The organism is Methylobacterium sp. 174MFSha1.1, from assembly GCF_900116815.1.
In the GTDB taxonomy this organism is placed as follows: Bacteria; Pseudomonadota; Alphaproteobacteria; order Rhizobiales; family Beijerinckiaceae; genus Methylobacterium.
In genome coordinates, this window is sequence record NZ_FPCB01000039.1 from 1 (window position 1) to 19,785 (window position 19,785).

16 protein-coding genes and 1 tRNA gene are annotated in these 19,785 nt (G+C 68.7%); 4 read left to right on the forward strand and 13 right to left on the reverse strand.

Annotation, left to right across the window (positions count from 1 at the left end; all coding sequences use genetic code 11):
• Positions 1 to 434: 434 nt before the first annotated feature.
• Positions 435 to 839 (forward strand): Ros/MucR family transcriptional regulator, encoded by a 405-nt coding sequence (locus tag BM430_RS27360; protein ID WP_093570399.1) that lies wholly within the window; start codon positions 435 to 437, stop codon positions 837 to 839.
• A 108-nt stretch (positions 840 to 947) separates the two neighbouring features.
• Here BM430_RS27360 and lon read toward each other — a convergent pair whose 3' ends face one another.
• From lon to BM430_RS27385, 5 genes are all read right to left on the reverse strand, one after another.
• On the reverse strand, positions 948 to 3,371 hold the full coding sequence (lon, locus tag BM430_RS27365; RefSeq protein ID WP_093570400.1) for an endopeptidase La: 2,424 nt from the start codon (positions 3,369 to 3,371) through the stop codon (positions 948 to 950).
• A 272-nt stretch (positions 3,372 to 3,643) separates the two neighbouring features.
• On the reverse strand, positions 3,644 to 4,915 hold the full coding sequence (gene clpX, locus BM430_RS27370; protein ID WP_048445376.1) for an ATP-dependent Clp protease ATP-binding subunit ClpX: 1,272 nt from the start codon (positions 4,913 to 4,915) through the stop codon (positions 3,644 to 3,646).
• A gap of 273 nt (positions 4,916 to 5,188) precedes the next feature.
• Positions 5,189 to 5,818, reverse strand: coding sequence for an ATP-dependent Clp protease proteolytic subunit (locus BM430_RS27375; protein WP_048427128.1), 630 nt, complete (start codon positions 5,816 to 5,818; stop codon positions 5,189 to 5,191).
• A gap of 111 nt (positions 5,819 to 5,929) precedes the next feature.
• Complete coding sequence (gene tig, locus BM430_RS27380) at positions 5,930 to 7,369, reverse strand: trigger factor (protein WP_093570450.1); 1,440 nt, start codon at positions 7,367 to 7,369, stop codon at positions 5,930 to 5,932.
• A 135-nt stretch (positions 7,370 to 7,504) separates the two neighbouring features.
• Positions 7,505 to 7,589, reverse strand: a tRNA-Leu gene (locus BM430_RS27385).
• Between the two features lie 177 nt (positions 7,590 to 7,766).
• Between BM430_RS27385 and BM430_RS27390 the strand changes: the two genes are divergently transcribed.
• A complete protein-coding gene (locus BM430_RS27390) occupies positions 7,767 to 9,185 on the forward strand; it encodes a multicopper oxidase family protein (protein WP_093570401.1) in 1,419 nt (472 codons plus the stop codon).
• Positions 9,186 to 9,448: 263 nt separating this feature from the next.
• Positions 9,449 to 9,928: a hypothetical protein gene (locus BM430_RS27395; RefSeq protein WP_093570451.1), complete on the forward strand. Its 480-nt coding sequence runs from the start codon at positions 9,449 to 9,451 to the stop codon at positions 9,926 to 9,928.
• Between the two features lie 74 nt (positions 9,929 to 10,002).
• On the opposite strand, the gene rpmG is transcribed toward BM430_RS27395, so the two are convergent.
• The 5 genes from rpmG to rnr form a co-directional block, all read right to left on the reverse strand.
• Positions 10,003 to 10,170: a 50S ribosomal protein L33 gene (gene rpmG, locus BM430_RS27400; RefSeq protein ID WP_048427126.1), complete on the reverse strand. Its 168-nt coding sequence runs from the start codon at positions 10,168 to 10,170 to the stop codon at positions 10,003 to 10,005.
• A gap of 180 nt (positions 10,171 to 10,350) precedes the next feature.
• A complete protein-coding gene (locus tag BM430_RS27405) occupies positions 10,351 to 11,520 on the reverse strand; it encodes an MFS transporter (RefSeq protein WP_093570402.1) in 1,170 nt (389 codons plus the stop codon).
• A gap of 314 nt (positions 11,521 to 11,834) precedes the next feature.
• The gene (locus BM430_RS27410) at positions 11,835 to 12,563 is read right to left on the reverse strand and encodes an NUDIX hydrolase (protein ID WP_093570403.1); all 729 of its coding nucleotides are present in this window, start codon (positions 12,561 to 12,563) and stop codon (positions 11,835 to 11,837) included.
• Positions 12,529 to 13,047 (reverse strand): DUF983 domain-containing protein, encoded by a 519-nt coding sequence (locus BM430_RS27415; RefSeq protein ID WP_093570404.1) that lies wholly within the window; start codon positions 13,045 to 13,047, stop codon positions 12,529 to 12,531. Before BM430_RS27415 ends, BM430_RS27410 begins: the two co-directional genes overlap by 35 nt.
• The gene (gene rnr, locus BM430_RS27420; RefSeq protein ID WP_093570405.1) at positions 13,044 to 15,365 is read right to left on the reverse strand and encodes a ribonuclease R; all 2,322 of its coding nucleotides are present in this window, start codon (positions 15,363 to 15,365) and stop codon (positions 13,044 to 13,046) included. Before rnr ends, BM430_RS27415 begins: the two co-directional genes overlap by 4 nt.
• Positions 15,366 to 15,742: 377 nt before the next feature.
• Here rnr and BM430_RS27425 point away from each other — a divergent pair, with 377 nt between their 5' ends.
• Positions 15,743 to 17,323, forward strand: coding sequence for an FAD-binding oxidoreductase (locus BM430_RS27425; RefSeq protein ID WP_093570406.1), 1,581 nt, complete (start codon positions 15,743 to 15,745; stop codon positions 17,321 to 17,323).
• 21 nt (positions 17,324 to 17,344) lie between these two features.
• Here the strand turns inward: BM430_RS27425 and BM430_RS27430 are convergent, their stop codons facing one another.
• The 3 genes from BM430_RS27430 to BM430_RS27440 all read right to left on the reverse strand — a co-directional run bounded on the left by BM430_RS27430 (position 17,345) and on the right by BM430_RS27440 (position 19,656).
• Entirely contained in the window at positions 17,345 to 17,686 is a 342-nt protein-coding gene (locus BM430_RS27430) for a hypothetical protein (RefSeq protein ID WP_093570407.1), read from the reverse strand.
• A 102-nt stretch (positions 17,687 to 17,788) separates the two neighbouring features.
• A complete protein-coding gene (gene glnA / locus BM430_RS27435; RefSeq protein ID WP_093570408.1) occupies positions 17,789 to 19,201 on the reverse strand; it encodes a type I glutamate--ammonia ligase in 1,413 nt (470 codons plus the stop codon).
• 116 nt (positions 19,202 to 19,317) lie between these two features.
• Positions 19,318 to 19,656, reverse strand: a complete 339-nt coding sequence (locus tag BM430_RS27440) for a P-II family nitrogen regulator (RefSeq protein ID WP_060845473.1) — start codon at positions 19,654 to 19,656, stop codon at positions 19,318 to 19,320.
• Positions 19,657 to 19,785 lie beyond the last annotated feature (129 nt).

Below are 19,785 nucleotides of genomic sequence, written 5' to 3' on the forward strand. Positions count from 1 at the left end.
AGGACCAGCACCTGACCAAGGTCAGGCTTGCCGGCCCAGACTGTCTCGAAGATGGTTCAGCGGCCGGTCCGCGGGAGCGGCCGGCGCCGATGGGTGGTCGTATAGGCCCCGCGTTTTTCCCCGTCAACTCCTTTGTGAAGCTCTCGCGACAGGCCGCCGAGGCCCCTCCCCTCTCGTGCCCATCCCACCCTCCTCATGCGACGCGGGCGAGCTCGGTGCTGATGCTTGCGGGCGCCACATGGCCGGCCAAGCACGCAATCCTTGTATTACGTGAGCGCATGGATGCACATCGCCGTCGGAAGAAGCGACCCAGCACTATCCATGGCGCACAACTTTGTTTCTCCGGTGTAATTCTGTCGCATTCCCAAAAAGAAATATTGACCCGCAGCGCCCAAAGACGCATGGGCACGCACTCTGTCATCGGAGCCGATTAAATGCTGGACCAAGATCAAGAAACCAACCTGATTGAGCGCGCGGCCGACATCGTGTCGGCCTACGTGTCCAACAACTCCGTGCCGGTGGCCGAGCTGCCGGCCCTGATCAATGCGGTGCACCAGTCGCTGAGCCGGCTCGGCGATCCCCAGGCGGTCGAGGTGGAGAAGCCGGTCCCGCTGATGCCGGTCAAGAAGACGGTGACGCCGGACTACCTGATCAGCCTCGAGGACGGCCGCCAGTACAAGTCGCTCAAGCGCCACCTGTCGACCCGCGGGCTCACCCCCGAGGAGTACCGCCGCAAGTGGGGCCTGCCGCACGATTACCCGATGGTCGCCGCCAACTACGCCGCCCAGCGTTCCGAACTCGCCAAGAACAGCGGCCTGGGCCGTCGCCGCAGCGCCTGACGGCCGGTCCGCCAAAGCCGCGGGCGGAGGGAACTCCCGCCCGCGCAAAAAGGCCCCCGGATCTCGCGATCCGGGGGCCTTTCTCGTATCAGCAGCGGGTCGCGGCGATCAGTGCGCCACCACCCCGGAGGCGTCGTCGTCCGACCGGGCGGGCGAGGCCTTCGGCAGCGGCTCGTCCCAGTCGATCGCCACCGGCATGCGGATCAGCGCCCGTTCGAGAACCTGATCCATTCGCGAGACGGGGAAGATCTCGAGCCCGTTCTTCACGCTGTCGGGAATCTCCACCAGGTCCTTGGCGTTCTCCTCCGGGATCAGCACGATCTTGATGCCGCCCCGCAACGCCGCCAGGAGCTTCTCCTTGAGACCGCCGATCGGCAGCACCCGGCCGCGCAGGGTCACTTCGCCGGTCATGGCGATGTCGCGGCGCACCGGGATACCGGTGATGACCGAGACGATCGCCGTGGCCATGGCGATGCCGGCCGACGGCCCGTCCTTCGGGGTTGCCCCCTCCGGCACGTGGACGTGGATGTCCCGACGCTCGAAGAGCGGCGGCTCGACGCCGAAATCGACGGCCCGCGAGCGGACGTAGGACGCCGCCGCCGAGATCGATTCCTTCATCACGTCGCGCAGGTTGCCGGTGACCGTCATCTTGCCCTTGCCGGGCATCATGACGCCTTCGATCGTGAGCAGCTCGCCCCCGACCTCGGTCCAGGCCAGGCCCGTGACCACGCCGACCTGATCGTCGGTCTCGACCTCGCCGTAGCGGAACTTCGCCGGGCCGAGGAAGGTGTCGAGGTTGTCGGCCGAGACCGTCACGCTCTTCACCCCCGAGATCAGGATCTCCTTCACCGCCTTGCGGATCAGGTTCGAGATCTCGCGCTCCAGATTCCGCACGCCCGCCTCGCGGGTGTAGCGGCGGATCAGGAGCATCAGGCCGTCATCGGTGATCGACCATTCCTTCGGCTCGAGGCCGTGCTTCTTCAGCGCGCCCGGCATCAGGTGCTTGCGCGCAATCTCGACCTTCTCCTCCTCGGTGTAGCCGGCGATGCGGATCACCTCCATCCGGTCCAGGAGGGCCGGCGGAATGTTGAGAGTGTTGGCCGTCGTCACGAACATCACGTTCGACAGGTCGTAATCGACCTCGAGGTAATGGTCGTTGAAGGTCGCGTTCTGCTCCGGATCCAGCACCTCGAGGAGCGCCGCGGACGGGTCGCCGCGGAAATCCATGCCCATCTTGTCGATCTCGTCGAGCAGGATGAGCGGGTTCGAGGTCTTGGCCTTGCGCATCGACTGCACGATCTTGCCGGGCATCGAGCCGATATAGGTCCGCCGGTGACCGCGGATCTCGGCCTCGTCGCGCACGCCGCCGAGCGACATGCGGACGAATTCGCGTCCCGTGGCCTTCGCGATCGACTTGCCAAGCGAGGTCTTGCCGACGCCGGGCGGTCCGACGAGGCAGAGGATCGGGCCGGTGAGCTTGTTGGCGCGCTGCTGCACCGCCAGGTACTCGACGATCCGCTCCTTGACTTTGTCGAGGCCGAAATGGTCGGCATCGAGCATCGCCTGCGCGCCGGGCAGGTCCTTCTTGATCTTCGAGCGCTTGCCCCACGGGATGCCGAGCATCCAGTCGAGGTAGTTGCGCACGACCGTGGCCTCGGCCGACATCGGCGACATCTGGCGCAGCTTCTTCAGCTCGGCCAGCGCCTTGTCCCGCGCCTCCTTGGACAGCTTGGTCTTCTCGATCTTGTCCTCGAGTTCGGCCAGCTCGTCGCGGCCGTCCTCGTCGCCGAGTTCCTTCTGAATCGCCTTCATCTGCTCATTCAGGTAGTACTCGCGCTGGGTCTTCTCCATCTGCCGCTTGACGCGGGTGCGGATGCGCTTCTCGACCTGCAGCACCGAGATCTCGCTCTCCATCAGCGAGAGCACGCGCTCCAGCCTTTGGGCGACGGTCGGGATCTCGAGGATCGCCTGCTTGTCGGAGATCTTGACGGCGAGGTGCGAGGCGACAGTGTCGGCGAGCTTCGAGGGCTCGTCGATCTGGATCACCGCCGAGACCACCTCGGGCGAGATCTTCTTGTTGAGCTTGACGTAGTTCTCGAACTCCGAGATCACCGAGCGGGCGAGCGCCTCGGCCTCGATCTTGTCGCCGAGATCGTTCGGCAGCACCTCGGCGTCGGCGGCGTAGTACTCGTCCGAGCGGACGAAATCCTGGATCTTGGCCCGGCCGCCACCCTCCACCAGCACCTTCACGGTGCCGTCGGGGAGCTTGAGGAGCTGCAGCACGCTCGCCAGCGTGCCGATGGTGTAGATCGCGTCGGTGGCCGGGTCGTCGTCGGTGGCGTTGACCTGGGTGGCGAGCAGGATGTGGCGGTCGGTGCGCACCGCCTCTTCGAGGGCCCGGATCGACTTCTCGCGGCCGACGAAGAGCGGCACGATCATGTGCGGGAAGACCACGATGTCGCGCAGCGGCAGGACCGCGTAGGTTCCGCTCGTACCGGGGACGACGGGCTGGCGCGATTTCGGCTGGGTCATTGACTGACTTCCTTGTGTGGTGACGCCCAGATCCCTCCCCTCGTGGAGGGGGAAAGCAGGAGGAACGCTGGGGGCCGACCGGGCCGCGGGGGTCGGAAACGAGAGAGCGGCCGGGTCGCGGCACCGCACCTCGATTCGGTGAGCATGCGGCCGCCGCGTTGACTCTCAGGTGGCTCCTCAGGGTGCCGCTTTCAAGCACCGTGCCACCCGGCCGCATCCGGCCACTTCTCATGCAAGAGGCCGCCGTTTTCGCGGCGGCCTCCGGGTCACATTCAGGCGCTGGCGCTCGCCGGCGCGTCCTTGCCGCGGTCGCCGTGGATGTAGAGCGGCCGCGACTTGCCGTCGACGACCTCAGGCCCGATCACCACCTGCTCGACCGAATCGAGGCCGGGCAGGTCGTACATCGTCTCGAGCAGGATGCTCTCCAGGATCGAGCGCAGGCCGCGGGCGCCGGTCTTGCGCTCGATCGCCTTGCGGGCGACGAGGCTCAGCGCCTCCTCCTGGAACGTCAGGTCGACGTTCTCCATCTCGAACAGGCGCTGGTACTGCTTGACCAACGCGTTCTTCGGCTCCTGCAGGATCCGCTTCAGCGCGGTCTCGTCGAGGTCCTCAAGGGTCGCCAGGACCGGGAGACGGCCGACGAATTCGGGGATCAGGCCGAACTTCAGCAGGTCCTCGGGCTCGACGTTCCGGAAGATCTCGCCGGTGCGGCGGTCGTCCGGGGCCTGGACGGTGGCGCCGAAGCCGATCGAGGTGCCCTTGCCGCGGGCCGAGATGATCCGCTCCAGCCCCGCGAAGGCGCCGCCGCAGATGAACAGGATGTTGGTCGTGTCGACCTGCAGGAATTCCTGCTGCGGGTGCTTGCGTCCGCCCTGCGGCGGCACGCTGGCGACCGTGCCCTCCATGATCTTCAGGAGGGCCTGCTGCACGCCCTCGCCGGACACGTCGCGGGTGATCGACGGGTTGTCCGACTTGCGGGAGATCTTGTCGATCTCGTCGATGTAGACGATGCCGCGCTGCGCCCGCTCGACGTTGTAGTCGGAGGCCTGGAGCAGCTTGAGGATGATGTTCTCGACGTCCTCGCCGACGTAACCGGCCTCGGTCAGCGTCGTGGCGTCGGCCATCGTGAACGGCACGTCGAGGATGCGCGCCAGGGTCTGGGCCAGAAGCGTCTTGCCCGACCCGGTCGGGCCGATCAGCAGGATGTTGGACTTCGCCAGCTCGACGTCGTTGTGCTTGGTCGCGTGCGCCAGGCGCTTGTAGTGGTTGTGCACAGCCACCGACAGGACCTTCTTGGCAAAGTCCTGCCCGATGACGTAGTCATCCAGGACCCGCCGAATCTCCTTCGGGGTCGGTACGCCGTCCCGCGACTTCACCAGCGAGGACTTCGACTCCTCGCGAATGATGTCCATGCACAGCTCGACGCACTCATCGCAGATGAAGACGGTCGGGCCCGCGATCAGCTTGCGAACCTCGTGCTGGCTCTTGCCGCAGAACGAGCAGTACAGCGTGCTCTTCGAGTCGTTGCCGCCAGCCTTGCTCATATGGGTCTCCAAGTCCCCGATCGGTCCCGCCCCGGGGGCACGACCGCATCGCTTTTAGATAGTGGCGCCCGGCTAAAGAAACAGTCACCGCCTCCCGCGCGCCGGGCGCCCGACGCAGAATCGCGATGCAAACACGCAGCCACCGCCGGATCAATCCCGCGGATGCGACAGGCTTCCGCCAAATGGCCGCATCGGGGATCCGCCTTCCGGAGCGGTGACCTCCCGCCGGGGGAGGTCCAGCAATGCGGGACCCTCCGGCGGGAGGCCCTGTCGTCAGGCCTGCGCCGGCGCCTCGGCCCGCTTCTGCAGCACCTCGTCGATCAGGCCCCACTCCTTGGCCGCGTCGGCGGTCATGAAGTTGTCGCGCTCCAGGCCCTGCTCGATCGCCTCGTACTCACGGCCGGTGTGCTTCACGTAGATCTCGTTGAGGCGCCGCTTCAGGGCCTCGATCTCGCGGGCGTGGATGAGGATGTCGGTGGCCTGGCCCTGGAAGCCGCCGGAGGGCTGGTGCACCATGATCCGGGCGTTCGGCAGGGCGAAGCGGTGGCCGGCCTCGCCGGCGGCCAGCAGCAGCGAGCCCATCGAGGCGGCCTGGCCGACGCAGAGCGTGGCGACCGGGCAGCGGATGAACTGCATCGTGTCGTAGATCGACAGGCCGGAGGTGACCACGCCGCCCGGCGAGTTGATGTAGAAGGAGATTTCCTTCTTCGGGTTCTCCGCCTCAAGGAACAGCAGCTGCGCCACGATCAGCGACGCGGAGTAATCCTCGACCGGGCCGGTCAGGAAGATGATGCGCTCGCGCAACAGGCGCGAATAAATGTCGAAGGCGCGCTCGCCGCGGCTCGACTGCTCGACCACCATGGGGACGAGCGCGCTGTTGTAATAGTCGACCGGATCTCTCATCTCGATGGCCCTCTGAACGGAACCCGGCCGCCTCGGGGCGGCCGGGGTAGCGGCGGAAACGAACGACCTCGCAGGCCCCGTCCCCGCCGCCCGTTCGGGGCCGGACGAGGATCAGGCCGGGTTGGACTCACCCGCGGGAGCAGCCTCGGCCGTCTCGGCCTTGGGCGCGTCGGCCTTGGCCGCTTCGCCCTTGCTGCTGTCCTCGGCGTCGTCCTCGTCGGCGAACAGCGCCTCCTTGGAGACGGGCTCCTCGACCAGTTTGACCTGACCGAGGACGTGGTCAACCACCTTCTCCTCGAACAGCGGGGCACGCAGCTCGGCGAGCGCCTGCGGGGTCTTGCGGTAGAAATCCCAGACCTGCTGCTCCTGGCCGGGGAACTGACGGACGCGGGCGATCAGGGCCTGATTCACCTCGTCGTCCGAGACCTTGATATCGGCGCTCTCGCCGGCCTGCGCAAGCACCAGACCGAGGCGCACGCGGCGCTCGGCGATCCGGCGGTACTCCTCGCGCGCCTTCTCCTCCGTGGTGTCCTCATCCTCGAAGGTCTTGCCGCGATTCTTCAGGTCCTGCTCGACCTGGGCCCACACGGCGGCGAATTCCTGGTGGACGAGGCTCGGGGGCAGCTCGAAGGAGTAGCGGCTGTCGAGGGCGTCGAGCAGGCCCTTCTTCAGCTTCTGGCGCGAGGCCGCCTCGTACTCGCGGCCCATGGTGGTGCGCACGGCGTCCTTGAGGGCGTCGAGCGAGTCCATGCCGAAGTTCTTGGCGAGCTCGTCGTCGATCGTCAGCTCACCCGGGAACTGGATGGCCTTCACGGTGACGTCGAACTCGGCCTCCTTGCCGGCGAGGTGCGCGGCGCCGTAATTCTCCGGGAAGGTGACCTTGACCAGGCGCTCGTCGCCGACCTTGGCGCCGAGCAGCTGGTCCTCGAAGCCGGGGATGAAGGTGTTCGAGCCGAGGTCGAGGTTGATGTCCTCGCCGGTGCCGCCCTCGAACGGGGTGCCGTCGATCCGGCCGGTGAAGTTGATGGTCAGGCGGTCGCCCGACTCGGCGTACTGGCCCTCGGGACGGTCCGTGAACGGGCGGTTGGCCGAGGCCATCCGCTCGATCGTCTCGTTGACCTCCTCGTCGGAGGGGGTGACGACCTGCTTGGTCAGGCTCACGTCCGAGAGGTCGACGAGGTCGAAGCTCGGCATCACCTCGAGGGCAACCTTGAACGAGAGATCGCCCTTGGCGTCGAGCGCCTTCTCGATCTCGTCCTTGTCCTCGGGCATCTGGACCTGGGGCTCGAGCGCGAGCTTGAGCTTGTTGTCCTCGACGATCTTCTGGTTGGCCTCGGTGACGGCGTTCTGGACGACGTCGGCCATCACGGAGCGGCCGTAGACCTTGCGCAGGTGGGCGACCGGCACCTTGCCCGGGCGGAAGCCCTTGATCTGCACCTTGCCCTTGATCCCGTCGAGCTCGGTCGCCAGCCGGCTCTCCAGCTCGGCCGCGGGCAGAACCACCTGGAATTCGCGCTTCAGCCCCTCGGCCTTGATCTCGGTCACCTGCATCGTCGTCATTCCGCCTTGCACCTTCGAATCCGGCTTGGCTGCGGGCCCGGACGGCGGCTGCCGTGCGACGGGACCGTCAGGACAAGGAGCCGGCCCTGCTGCTTGAACCCAATCCGTCGTGTCGCCTGGCGGAGGTGGTGCGGGCGGAGGGGCTCGAACCCCCACGACTCTCGTCACTGGAACCTAAATCCAGCGCGTCTACCAATTCCGCCACGCCCGCGACGCTCGCGCCCGAGGCCTGACGCACCCGGGCGCGGCTCTATAGCATGGTGTATCGGCCACGCAGCAAGAATTTTAGGCCACGCCTCGCCCCGCGCCGGCAGCCCGGCTACAAGGCGGGTCCGCCCGGGGGCCGCTCGCGCCCGAAGCGAAAACGATCTCCGTTCAGCGAGGTGCCATGCCGTCGTCCCTGCCGCCCTCGCGCCGCGCGCTGCTCGCCGGCGCCGCCCTCTCCCTCGCGCCGGCGCTCGCCCGGGCGCAGGGCGGCACGCAATCCCAGATGGCGCCGGGAGCGGCGGAGGGCAAGCGCCTGACGGCACTCCCCGCCAAGGCGCGGATCAAGCCGGAGCCGGCGCCCGAGACCCCGGTCTGGGCCTTCGACGGACAAGCGGCGCCGCCGGTCCTGCGCGTCAAGCTCGGCGAGACCGTCCGCCTGCGGCTGGAGAACAAGACCGAGCGGCCGCTGTCGCTGCACTGGCACGGGGTGCGCAACCGCAACGCGATGGACGGGGTCGGCGGGGTCACCCAGAGCCCGGTCGCACCGGGGGCGAGTTTCCTCTACGAGTTCGCCCCGCCGGATGCCGGCACCTTCCTGATCCGCCCGCTCGTCGTCGGCGGGTCGAGCGAGCCCGCCGGGCGGGGGCTCGCCGGCCTCCTGGTGGTCGAGGAGGCGAAGGCCCCGGTCGTCGACCGCGACGTGCCGCTGGTCCTGCAGGATTGGCGCCTTGAGGCCGACGGGACGCTCGCGCCCTTCGGGCAGGCCGCCTTCGCGGCGAGCTCGGGCCGGCTCGGCAACGCGCTCACCGTCAACGGCAGGCCGGCGCCGGAGGTGATCGAGGCCGCGCCCGGCACCCGCCTGCGGCTGCGGCTGGCCAATGCCTGCAACGCCCGGGCGACCCGGATCCGCTTCGACGGCCTCAAGGCCTGGGTGGCGGCGGTCGACGGACAGCCGACCGACACCTTCGAGCCCCTGCGGGCCACCCTCCCCTTCCAGCCCGGCACCCGCTACGACATCTTCCTCGACGTGCCGGCGGCCTCCGAGCCGGCGGGCGCCGTGGTGGCGCTGATCGGGCCGGGCATGCCGCTCGCCCGCATCGTCGCCAAGGGCGAGCCGGTCGCCGCCCGACCCGCCGTGGCGCCGATCGGCGAGAACAAGCTGCTGCCGCCGGAGATCAAGCTCCAGAACGCCTTCCGACGCGACATCACCATCGCGGGGGGCGCGGTGTTCGACAAGGGAAAGCCCGAGGCGGCCCCGGCCTTCACCGGCGACCCGAGCCGGATCTGGACGCTCAACGGCGCCGCCGGCCGGGTGGAGAATCCGCCCCTGTTCTCGGTCAAGCGCAACACCGCCGTGGTGCTGGCGCTCACGAACACCACCGCCTTTCCGCAGTCGCTGCACCTGCACGGCCACGTCTTCCGGTTGCTGCACCCCCTCGACGACGGCTGGGAGCCCTACTGGCTCGACACCTTCCAGCTGCTGGAGGGCCGCACCGCCCGCATCGCGTTCCTCGCCGACAATCCCGGCCGCTGGTTGTTGAGCGCGACGGCTCTGGAGCGGTTCGATACCGGCCTGTGGGGCTGGTTCGAGGTGAGCTGAGCGCCTGTCCGGGCCGGCGCCGCGCCGGCCCGAGACTGCGTCCGGCGGTCGCAGGCCTGCTGCCGCATGAGCAAAGGCCACGCTTTCAGCGATGTATTCAAGTCCTTGCCGGCGCCCGATTTACCGGCGCTTGCTTCGAGCTGGGCAGCAACGCGATCAAGAGAATGTGTTAACGTGAGCCAATGCATCGGGCGGATGCTTGGAGCATGCTGGCGCACCCGCAGCGCAAGAATGGGCTGCAGCGCATCGATGAGGTTCCCAGCATGGAACATCAGCCGCTTCGCCACATCCGTGACATCGCCGACGTCGAAACGGTCCCGGCCCTGCTCGAAGGGGCCCTCCTTGAGGGCCGCCGGGCCAGGCTTGAGCGCTTCGCCGAGATCCTCGAACGCGATCCGGGCCGCAGCTTCATCACCCTGGAGGAGATCGAGTTCGTGCCCCGCAAGCAGCGGGCGGCGATCCGGGCCGACAACTCGCCGCTCGCTTTCGCCTATGCCGATCCGGTCCTGCGGGCGAGCGGGCTCACCGGCGACACGTTCGGGGAGGCCCGCAGCTTCTTCGAATTGAGCACCGGCGAGGCCCACACCCTGCTCTGCTCGTGCGTGAACGGGCGCACCGTCAAGGCCGGGCCGACCGCCAAGCGCCTGCGCCGCCTCGCCGCCCGCCGGCCCGGCCTGTGGCTGGCCTATGGCTGCGCCGCCGGCTTCGTCGCCCTGCCGGGGGCGATGTACCTGTTCGGCTGACGCCCGAGCCCTTAACGGAAAAAGGCCGCCCGTCGGGGGCGGCCTTTTTCATGGTGCGATCTGCACCCCCAAGATCACTTGATCTTGGTCTCCTTGAACTCGACGTGCTTGCGCGCGATCGGGTCGTACTTCTTGAACGACAGCTTGTCGGTCTTCGTCCGCGAGTTCTTCTTCGTGACGTAGAAGTAGCCGGTGTCGGCGGTCGAGAGCAGCTTGATCTTGATGGTGACGGCCTTGGCCATGGCGCGACCTCTTCTGGATGTTGGGTGTTGCGCCCGGAGGACCGAAACGCAAAACGGCCGGGCAGGCCCGGCCAGAACGCGGCGCCTTCCTGCCCCATCGCCTCCCGGGCGTCAAGCCCGGGCGACCGTGGGCCGCGGTCCGAGGGCTGGGGTCCAAGGGCTGAGGTCCAAGGACTGAGGTCAGGGTGCAGCCCGGACCATCCGCCCGCCGACCACCGCGAGATAGGCGACGAACAGCAGCACCAGCGACCAGGCGAAGCCGTGCGGCGAGGCGAGGTCCATGCCGCCGCCGACCAGCGGCGGTCCCAGCACCAGCCCGATATTGTAGAGCACCAGGAAGGCCGCGTTGGCTCCAGCGAGCGCCGCGCCGTCGAAGCGGGCGCCGAGATGCGCGAGGCCGACGGTGTAGAGCGTGCCGGCGATGCCGCCCCAGGCGAACAGGATCGCGGCGAGCAACCAGGGATCCTCGGCCCCGAGCGGCAGGGCCGCCGCCCCGACCGCGCCGAGGAAGGCCGCGGCGAGCAGCACCCGGCGCTTGTCGACCTTGTCGGCGAGGAACCCGACGGGAATCTGGAACAGCACGTTGCCGAGCGCCGCGAGGCTGACGAGACCCGCCGCCTGCTCGGCGGTGAGGCCGAGCCGCAGGCCGTAGATCGGCAGGATGGCGAAGCCCCCGGTCTCGACCGCGCCGTAGACGAGGGCCGCGAGCGTCGCCGAGGGCGCGACCCGGAGGTAGCCGAGGAAGCCCCGCCCGCCCTTGTGCGGGATCTCCGGCGAGAGCCCGCGGGCCATGACGAGGGGTAGCGCCCCGGCGCAGAACAACGCCGCGCCGGCGAGGTAGGGCGGCCAGCCGGTGGTGCCGAGGACGCGCAGCAATCCAGGCCCGATGGCGAAGCCGAGCGCCAGCACGGTGGCGTAGACCCCCATCACCAGGCCGCGCCGCGCGGGCGGTGCCGCCTGGTTGATCCAGAATTCGGAGAGGACGAACAGCACGCCGAGCGCCGCCGAGAACACGAAGCGCAGCGGGAACCACCAGGCGAAATCGTGGATCGCCCGGAAGCCGAGGAGCGCCAGCGCCCCGACCGCGATGGCGCCGAGCAGGAGCGGCATGACGCCGAGGCGCGCCGCCACTCGCGGCACGAAGGGCAGGACGACGATGCTCGCCACCCCGGCGATCGCCGTGTTGACGCCGATCCAGGTGTTGGACAGGCCCATCCGCTCCATCTCGAGCGAGAGGAGCGGGATCGACAGGCTGAGCCCGATGCCGACCACCGCCACGCATGTGATGGCGGCGGCGATGGCCGCGAGGCGCGCGGGCCCGAACTCCGGTTCAGTTGTGAGGATCGTCATGATGGGGGTGGCCGTGAGGACCGGCCCATATGGACCAGCGGAGCACCGAAAGCCAGCCCCGCCCGAAACCTCAGTGTCCGGTTTCCGCCAGACTCACTCAGACAAACCAGTGAAACGCGGGATCCCCTCTCCCGTGTGGGAGAGGGGTAGGGGTGAGGGTGCTACGTTTCCGTAGAATGCGCCGAGCGTTGAGCTGCCAGCACGACGCTCAGTGTTTCACACTGAAGCGTGTCACCCTCACCCCCGGCCCCTCTCCCACTCGAGAGAGGGGAGATGTCCTCACCTTTATTCGAAGCGACCAAGGAGACGTCGGATTACAGTTCTTCCCGCGTATGCTCGCCATCCACATCGCGGAAGAACGGCACCGGCAGCATCGGGCTGAATCCCGCCGCGAGCCGCGCCTCCAGCTCGTCGAGCACGATCGACGTGATGCGCGGCAATTCGAGCTTGCGCGCCGCCGCGAGATCGACCCAGGCGAGCTCGGTCAGTTCCGAATCGGGACCGACGACGCCGGGGGTCTCGGCCACCACCGCCTCGCGGTCGACGGCGAAGAAGCGGGTGTCGAAGCGCTTGGGCCGGGAGGGCGGGGTGATCGCCCGGGCGACGAATTGCAGCAATTCGAGGTCGGGCATCACCCCAGCCTCGCGGAAGGCGGCCCAGGCGCCGGGCGGCGCCGTCTCGGGCGGCCCATAATCGAGGGAGCCGATCATCAGGCCGGTCTCCTCGTAGGTCTCGCGGATCGCCGCCAGCGCCAGCACCCGGCCGAGATGGAACAGCGGCGGATGGACCTGCTCGGCCAGGGCGGCTTCGGCGCGGTCGTTGAGGGTGCCGGCCACCGGCATCGAGCGGTCGCCGAGCTCGATCCGGCCGCCGGGAAAGACGAACAGGCCGGGCATGAACTTGTGGCCGGCATGGCGCCGGCCCATCAGCACCTTCGGCTCGTCGCCGGAGCGGTCGAGGATGATCAGCGTCGCGGCGTTGCGGATCCGCAGCGGCCGCGTCTTCCGCTCAGGAGCCGATGCTCCGTCCGTCGGTCCTGCCATCCCGCGTCTCCGTCTCGTCCTGGGCCGGATTGTCCTGGGCCGGATTGTCCACCGGCCGGGCCTGGGCGCGGCGTATCGCGGAAAAGCCGTGCATGCCAAGGGCATATTGCAGCCCGACCACCGCCCCCTTGGTCGGCTGGAGCAGCGCGAGCGAGGCGATCAGCGCCAGGCCGGGCCAGAAGGTCATCTGGAACCAGAGCGGCACGTCGAGGCGCATCTCGGTCTCGAGGATCCCGATGCCGGCGAGATGGCCGACGACGAAGATGACGAGGTAGGGCGGCAGATCGTCGGCGCGGTGGTGGTGCAGCTCGATCCCGCAGGCCTCGCAGGTCTCCCGCACCTTGAGGAAACGGCCGAACAGCCGGCCCTCGCCGCAATGCGGGCAGCGGTTGCGAAAGCCGCGCCACATCGCCAGGGCCCAGGAAGGACCCGCGCCCGAAGGGGTGGCGGGCTCGGCGGCGGGACCGGCGTGGATCTCGATCATGCGCGTCTCCCGCGGCGCTTGGTCAGGCTGTCCCGGGTCGCCGGGGCGGGCCTCCCCTTGCGCGGTCCACCGCGGGCCGGGGCGGGGGCAGACGTGCGGCCACCGCCGGCGATCGCGAAGCGCAGGGCGCCTGCCACCGGGGCGGCCTCCATCAGCTCCACCTCGACCTTGTCGCCGAGGCGGAAGGTCTGGCGGGTGCGCTCGCCGACGAGGGCGTGGCGGCCCTCCTCGTGACGAAAATACTCGGCGCCGAGCGTCGAGATCGGCACGAAGCCGTCGGCTCCGGTCTCGTCGAGCTTGATGAACAGCCCCGAGCGGGTCACGCCGGAGACCTGGCCGGAAAAGGTCGCGCCGACCCGGTCGGCGAGATGGTGGGCGATCAGACGGTCGATGGTCTCGCGCTCCGCCGCCATGGCACGGCGCTCGGCGGCCGAGATCTGCTGGCCGATCTGGGCCAGGTCCCCGCCCTCCATGTCCGGCGGCAGGCCGTCGGAGCCGAGCCGCAGCGCCCGGATCAGGGCGCGGTGCACGATCAGGTCGGCGTAGCGCCGGATCGGCGAGGTGAAGTGAGCGTAGCGGCGCAGAGCCAGGCCGAAATGCCCGGCATTGTCCGCGGCGTAGACGGCCTGGGCCTGCGAGCGCAGAACCACCTCGTTGAGGAAGAGCTGGTGCTCGCTGCCCTCGACCATGCCGAGGATGCGGTTGAACAGGGCGGGCCGGAGGTTCGCCTCCTTCGGCAGCTTCAGGCCGATCGAGGCCATGACCTCGCCGAGGGCCCGCATCTTCTCGAGCGAAGGCTCGTCGTGGACGCGGTAGATCAGCGGCTGGCTCTTCGCCTCCAGGATCTCGGCCGCCGCGACGTTGGCCTGGATCATGAACTCTTCGATCAGCCGGTGCGCCTCCAGGCGCTCCGGCACGATCACCCGGTCGACCCCGCCCTCGGCGTTCAGGATCACCTTACGCTCAGGCAAGTCGAGGGCGAGCGGTCCCCGTGCGTCGCGGGAAGCGGCGAGCGCCCGGTAGGCGTCCCAGAGCGGGCGGAGCACCGGCTCCAGGATCGGGCCCGTCACCTCGTCGGGCCGGCCGTCGATCGCAGCCTGTGCCTGCGCGTAGGCGAGCTTCGCGCGCGAGCGCATCATCACGCGGTGGAGGCTGTGGCGCAGCTTCCGCCCCTCCGCCGTCACGGTCATGCGGACGGCGAGCGCCGGTCTTTCCTGGCCGGGGCGCAGGGAGCAGAGGTCGTTCGAGATCCGCTCGGGCAGCATCGGCACCACCCGGTCGGGGAAGTAGACCGAGTTGCCGCGCAGCAAGGCCTCGCGGTCGAGGGCGGAGCCGGGCCGGACGTAAGCCGCGACGTCGGCGATCGCCACCGTGACGACGAACCCGCCCGGATTGGCCGGATCGGGATCCGGCACCGCCATCACGGCGTCGTCGTGGTCCTTGGCGTCCGGCGGGTCGATGGTGACGAGAGGCAGGTCGCGCCAATCTTCTCGGTCATTTGCCTCGCGACCGTCGAGTCCGACCTCGCGGGCGGCATCCGCCTCCGCCAGCACCTCGCGCGGGAAGACGTGCGGGATGCCGTGGGCGTGGATGGCGATCAGGCTGACCGCCTTCTCGGAGCCGAGGCTGCCGAGGCGCTCCTTGACGCGCCCTTGCGTCAGCCCGAACCGGTCCTCGCGGCCGAGGATCACGGTGACGAGGTCGCCGTCCAGCGCGTCGCCCTCCCCGCCCGGCGGCACCGCGATCTCGCGCCCCTGCGCCTTCTTGTCGACGGGCACGATCCGCCCGCCGCCGGTCGGCAGCGCCCGGAACACCCCGAGGGTCTCGGCCTTGTTGCGGCCGATCACCTTGATGACCCGGCCGAGATAGCGCCCGGGCGTGTCGCCGTCGGGCTCGATCTTCAGGAGCGCCCGGTCGCCGGTGCCGGGGGCCGGCCCGTCGGCGCGGCGCCCGCGCGGCATCAGCACGGTGATGAGGGGCGCGGGCCCGGCCTCCGGATCCCAATTCGCCGGCCGCGCGACCAGCTCGCCGTCGCGGTCGCGGCGGGTGTCGATGTCGGCGACGACGACCGGCGGCAGGCTTCCGGCCTTGCGCAGACCGGCGCGGTCCTTCTCGATCGCGCCGTCCTCCTGCATTTCCTTGAGCAGACGCTTCAGCTCGATCTTGTCCGCGCCCTTGATGCCGAAGGCCTGGGCGATCTCGCGCTTGCCGACCTTCTGGGGCGAGTCCTCGATGAAGGCGAGCACGGCCTCGCGGGTGGGCAGGACGGCGTGCGCCGGCTTCGGGTGGAGTCCCTTGGGATGAAGTCTCTTGGCCAACAGGTCGATCCAGGCGGCGGAACGCGACGGCTCCCCGACGGGCAAGCCGCGGCCGCTGCCCGGAAATATGGGATGAGTGCGGCCGCGGGGCAACGTGGTGGGTGCGGCGATCCCCCGTCGCCCCCGGGATCATGAGAGCCTGCTCGCGGTGACCGGCCGGATTGCAACCCGCTTCGTCGCGGGATGACGAGGAGACATGTCGCCTTCTATGCGAGATCAACTCGCCCGACGAATCGACCGGATTGATGATCGATCATCGTCGACCGACGTCAAGCCCTGATCATGGAACAGATTTTCTCATCCTTATGCCGTTGACGCTGCGGCGTCCAGGCCGGCTGATTGTCCGTGACCGAATCGGTCCGGACGATCCAGACGCCATGACCCAGCCTTCCACGATCAAGACTTTCGCCGCCAAGACCTTCGCCACCGAGACTTTCTCCGGGCGGAGTTCCACCGCCCTCAGCCGGCGCCGGCTGTTCCAGTCGGGCGCAGTCCTGGCCGGGGCCGCCCTCGGCAGCCGGGTCCCCGGTGCGGCGGCTCTGGAGGGGCCGCAGCCGCGCGGGCTCGACGCCTTGGCCCGCGACCTGCGCGCCCTGGGCAGCCGGCTGATCCGCCCCGGCGAGCCGGGCTTCCTGGTCGCCGCCTGGCCGAATAACGGCCGCTGGGCCGACGTGCTGCCGCTGGCGATCGCGATGTGCACGAGCGACGAGGCCGTGCGGCTCTGCATCGGCTGGACGCGCCAGGAGCGTCAGACCTTCGCGGTGCGCTGCGGCGGGCACAATTATGCCGGCTTCTCGACCACGCAGGGCCTGCTGATCGACGTCAAGCCGATGAGCCGGATCGCGTTCGACCCGGCGACCGGCCTGGTGACGATCGGAGCCGGTGCCAGCAACCAGGACATGGCCGACGCCTTCCGGGCCAGCGGCCTCGCCGTCCCCTCCGGCCGCTGCCCGACGGTGGGGATCAGCGGGCTCGTGCTCGGCGGCGGCTGGGGCTTCTCGGCGACGCGCAACGGCCTGACCTGCGATGCCCTGCGGGCGACCGACGCGGTGACGGCGGACGGCACGCTGCATCGCGGCGTCGGCGGGACCGGGGCGGACACGAACCTGTTCTGGGCCGCCCGCGGCGGCGGCGGCGGCAACTTCGCCGTGCACACCTCCTTCACCTTCGAGCCGCACCCGGTCTCCGACGTGACGGTGTTCAACATCGTCTGGCCGGCCAAGCACCAGATCGAGTTGATGCTGGACCTGCAGGACATCCAGCTGGCGAATCCGCACCTGATCTCGACCCGCAGCAAGCTCGTGCCGATGACCGGCGCCCGGGTGACGCGCGGCGAGCTGCAGGTGCAGACCCTCGGCCAGTTCTTCGGCCCGCCGGACCAGTTGCGGGCGCTCCTCGACCGCCCGCTTTCCCGGTCGAAGCCGGTCGTCGCCGAGATCAACGGCATGAACTACTGGAGCGCACGGGACTACCTCGTCACTGACGATCCGGGCGGCCTGTACGACATCCGCTCGAGCTACGTCGCGGGCCGGCTCGGCGGCGATGCGCTCGACACGATGATCCAGTGGATGGAGCGGTGGCCCGGCGGCTCGCTGCTGCAGCAGAACATGGGCATCCTTTTCGCGGCCGGCGGCAAGGTGAAGGAGGTGGGGGCCACCGACACAGCCTATGTCCACCGCGATTCCGACTTCATCCTGGAGATGGAGGCGTCGTGGAGCCCGCTCGACACGCCGGACACGGTCGAGCGGCAGCAGGCTTGGCTCACCGAATACTTCGCGGCAATGCAACGCTTCGTGCGGCCGCAATCCTACGTCAACTTCCCGAGCCGCGACCTGCCGAACTGGCTCAACGCCTATTACGGCCGCAACGTCGCCAGGCTGTGCGAGGTGAAGCGGCAATACGATCCGGACAACGTGTTCAACTTCCCGCAGAGCATCCCGCTCAAGCCGCCCGCCTGAGCGCGGCGCCCGGCCTCCGCCTCACCCGGTGGAGGCCGACTTGCGGATCCGCTCGATCGCCGCATCGACGTCGAAACCCGGCCCGGCGACGGCGTCGAGCGGGAGCGGGCAGGCCTGCGGCATCGTCAGCGAGACCTGGGTCTCGTCGGGCCGCAGGTCCGGCGCCTCGGCCTCGCGGACGGCCAGCGTCCAGATCCCGTCGAGCTTGAGGCCGGAGAGGTCCTGGGTCCGGAGACGCCCGTGCAGCGCGACCGCTTCGCGGCGCCAGGCGGCGAGGCGGGCCTCGTCGGCGATCAGGGCGGACTTGACCAGGGTGGCGAGGAGCGCGCGCAGGGTCGCGGCGGGGGAGGTCGGATCGGTCATCGGGACTCCGGAGCGTCACGCGGCAGCGCCGCAAGCCGGATGCCAAAAAGGAAGGGGCCGGATCGCTCCGGCCCCCGTCTCTTGCCCAGTGCCGATTGCGGCTCAGAGCGAGTAGTAGTTCACGAACTCGATCGGGTGCGGGGTCATTTCGTACCGCATCACCTCGGTCATCTTCAGCTCGATGAACGAGTCGATGAAGTCGTCGTTGAACACGCCGCCGGCCTTGAGGAACTCGCGGTCGGCGTCGAGGCTGTTGAGCGCCTCACGGAGCGAGCCGCACACGGTCGGGATCTCCTTGAGCTCCGCCGGAGGCAGGTCGTAGAGGTCCTTGTCCATGGCCGGACCGGGATCGATCTTGTTGTTGATGCCGTCGACGCCGGCCATCAGCATCGCGGCAAACGCCAGGTAGGGGTTCGCCATCGGGTCGGGGAAGCGGACCTCGACGCGCTTGGCCTTCGGCGAGGTCGTCCACGGAATCCGGCACGAGGCCGAGCGGTTGCGGGCCGAGTAGGCCAGCAGCACCGGCGCCTCGTAGCCCGGGACCAGCCGCTTGTAGGAGTTGGTCGACGGGTTGGTGAAGGCGTTGAGCGCCTTGGCGTGCTTGATGATGCCGCCGATGTACCACAGGCACTCTTGGCTGAGGTCGGCGTACTTGTTGCCGGCGAAGACCGGCTTGCCGTCCTTCCAGATCGACTGGTGGACGTGCATGCCCGAGCCGTTGTCGCCGTAGACCGGCTTCGGCATGAAGGTCGCGGTCTTGCCGTAGCTCTGGGCGACGTTGTGGATGCAGTACTTGTAGATCTGCATCTGGTCACCCATCAGGGTGAGCGTGTCGAACTTCATGCCCAGCTCGTGCTGAGCGGACGCCACCTCGTGGTGGTGCTTCTCGACCTTGACGCCCATCGACTGCATGGCGGCGAGCATCTCGCCGCGCATGTCCTGGGCCGAATCCTGCGGCGGGACCGGGAAGTAGCCGCCCTTGATCTGGACGCGGTGGCCGAGGTTGCCGCCCTCGTACTCGGTCTGGCCGTTGATCGGCAGCTCGACCGAATCCAGCTTGAAGCCGGTGTGGTACGGGTCGGCGGAGAAGCGCACGTCGTCGAAGACGAAGAACTCGGCCTCGGGGCCGACGAAGATGGTGTCGCCGATGCCGCTCGCCTTGACGAAGGCCTCGGCCTTCTTGGCGATGCCGCGCGGATCGCGGCCGTAGGGCTCGCCGGTCACCGGCTCGAGCACGTCGCAGACGATCGACATGGTCGAGGCCGAGAAGAACGGATCCATGCAGGCGGTCGCCGGATCCGGCATCAGCAGCATGTCGGACTCGTTGATCGCCTTCCAGCCGGCGATCGACGAACCGTCGAACATCGTGCCCTCGGCGAAGATGTCCTCGTCGACCAGCGACACGTCGAAGGTGACGTGCTGCCACTTGCCCCGCGGATCGGTGAAGCGGAAATCGACGTACTTGACGTCGTTTTCCTTGATTTCCTTGAGGACGTCCGTCGCGGTCTTAGACATTCTCGTCTGATCCCTTCCTAGAACGGCGTTTTGGCCGCCATGAAGCCGCGGTCCTGGGGGTCAGGCCGCGGTTTTCGTCGCTGCAGAGAAGGCAGTGCCGTCAGATCGCGTCTCGGTCAGATCGCGTCCTGGCCGGTCTCGCCGGTGCGGATGCGGATGGCTTCCTCGATCGAGGAGACGAAGATCTTGCCGTCGCCGATGCGGCCGGTCTGGGCCGACTTGCGAATCGCCTCGACGGCGCCGTCCACCAGCGTATCGGGCAGCACGATCTCGAGCTTCACCTTGGGCAGGAAGTCGACCACGTACTCGGCGCCCCGGTAGAGCTCGGTATGGCCCTTCTGGCGGCCGAAGCCCTTGGCCTCGATCACCGTGATGCCCTGGAGGCCGACCTCCTGCAGCGCCTCCTTCACCTCGTCGAGCTTGAAGGGCTTGATGATCGCTTCGATCTTCTTCATGCCGGGCGGGCCTGGTCTGCAACGGTTCCGGCGGCATTCCTAGCATCGCGCCGCGCCGACCGCCACGGGGGATTTCCCGAGAGCGGACCGGGAATGCCTAATCGATAAGCAATCGCTGCGCGTTTGTTG

Excerpts from the sequence above, each read along its gene's own strand:
- BM430_RS27360 (WP_093570399.1), top strand. The coding sequence starts at position 435 with ATGCTGGACCAAGATCAAGAAACCAACCTGATTGAGCGCGCGGCCGAC.
- lon (WP_093570400.1), bottom strand. The coding sequence starts at position 3,371 with ATGACCCAGCCGAAATCGCGCCAGCCCGTCGTCCCCGGTACGAGCGGA.
- clpX (WP_048445376.1), bottom strand. The coding sequence starts at position 4,915 with ATGAGCAAGGCTGGCGGCAACGACTCGAAGAGCACGCTGTACTGCTCG.
- BM430_RS27375 (WP_048427128.1), bottom strand. The coding sequence starts at position 5,818 with ATGAGAGATCCGGTCGACTATTACAACAGCGCGCTCGTCCCCATGGTG.
- tig (WP_093570450.1), bottom strand. The coding sequence starts at position 7,369 with ATGCAGGTGACCGAGATCAAGGCCGAGGGGCTGAAGCGCGAATTCCAG.
- BM430_RS27390 (WP_093570401.1), top strand. The coding sequence starts at position 7,767 with ATGCCGTCGTCCCTGCCGCCCTCGCGCCGCGCGCTGCTCGCCGGCGCC.
- BM430_RS27395 (WP_093570451.1), top strand. The coding sequence starts at position 9,449 with ATGGAACATCAGCCGCTTCGCCACATCCGTGACATCGCCGACGTCGAA.
- rpmG (WP_048427126.1), bottom strand. The coding sequence starts at position 10,170 with ATGGCCAAGGCCGTCACCATCAAGATCAAGCTGCTCTCGACCGCCGAC.
- BM430_RS27405 (WP_093570402.1), bottom strand. The coding sequence starts at position 11,520 with ATGACGATCCTCACAACTGAACCGGAGTTCGGGCCCGCGCGCCTCGCG.
- BM430_RS27410 (WP_093570403.1), bottom strand. The coding sequence starts at position 12,563 with ATGGCAGGACCGACGGACGGAGCATCGGCTCCTGAGCGGAAGACGCGG.
- BM430_RS27415 (WP_093570404.1), bottom strand. The coding sequence starts at position 13,047 with ATGATCGAGATCCACGCCGGTCCCGCCGCCGAGCCCGCCACCCCTTCG.
- BM430_RS27425 (WP_093570406.1), top strand. The coding sequence starts at position 15,743 with ATGACCCAGCCTTCCACGATCAAGACTTTCGCCGCCAAGACCTTCGCC.
- BM430_RS27430 (WP_093570407.1), bottom strand. The coding sequence starts at position 17,686 with ATGACCGATCCGACCTCCCCCGCCGCGACCCTGCGCGCGCTCCTCGCC.
- glnA (WP_093570408.1), bottom strand. The coding sequence starts at position 19,201 with ATGTCTAAGACCGCGACGGACGTCCTCAAGGAAATCAAGGAAAACGAC.
- BM430_RS27440 (WP_060845473.1), bottom strand. The coding sequence starts at position 19,656 with ATGAAGAAGATCGAAGCGATCATCAAGCCCTTCAAGCTCGACGAGGTG.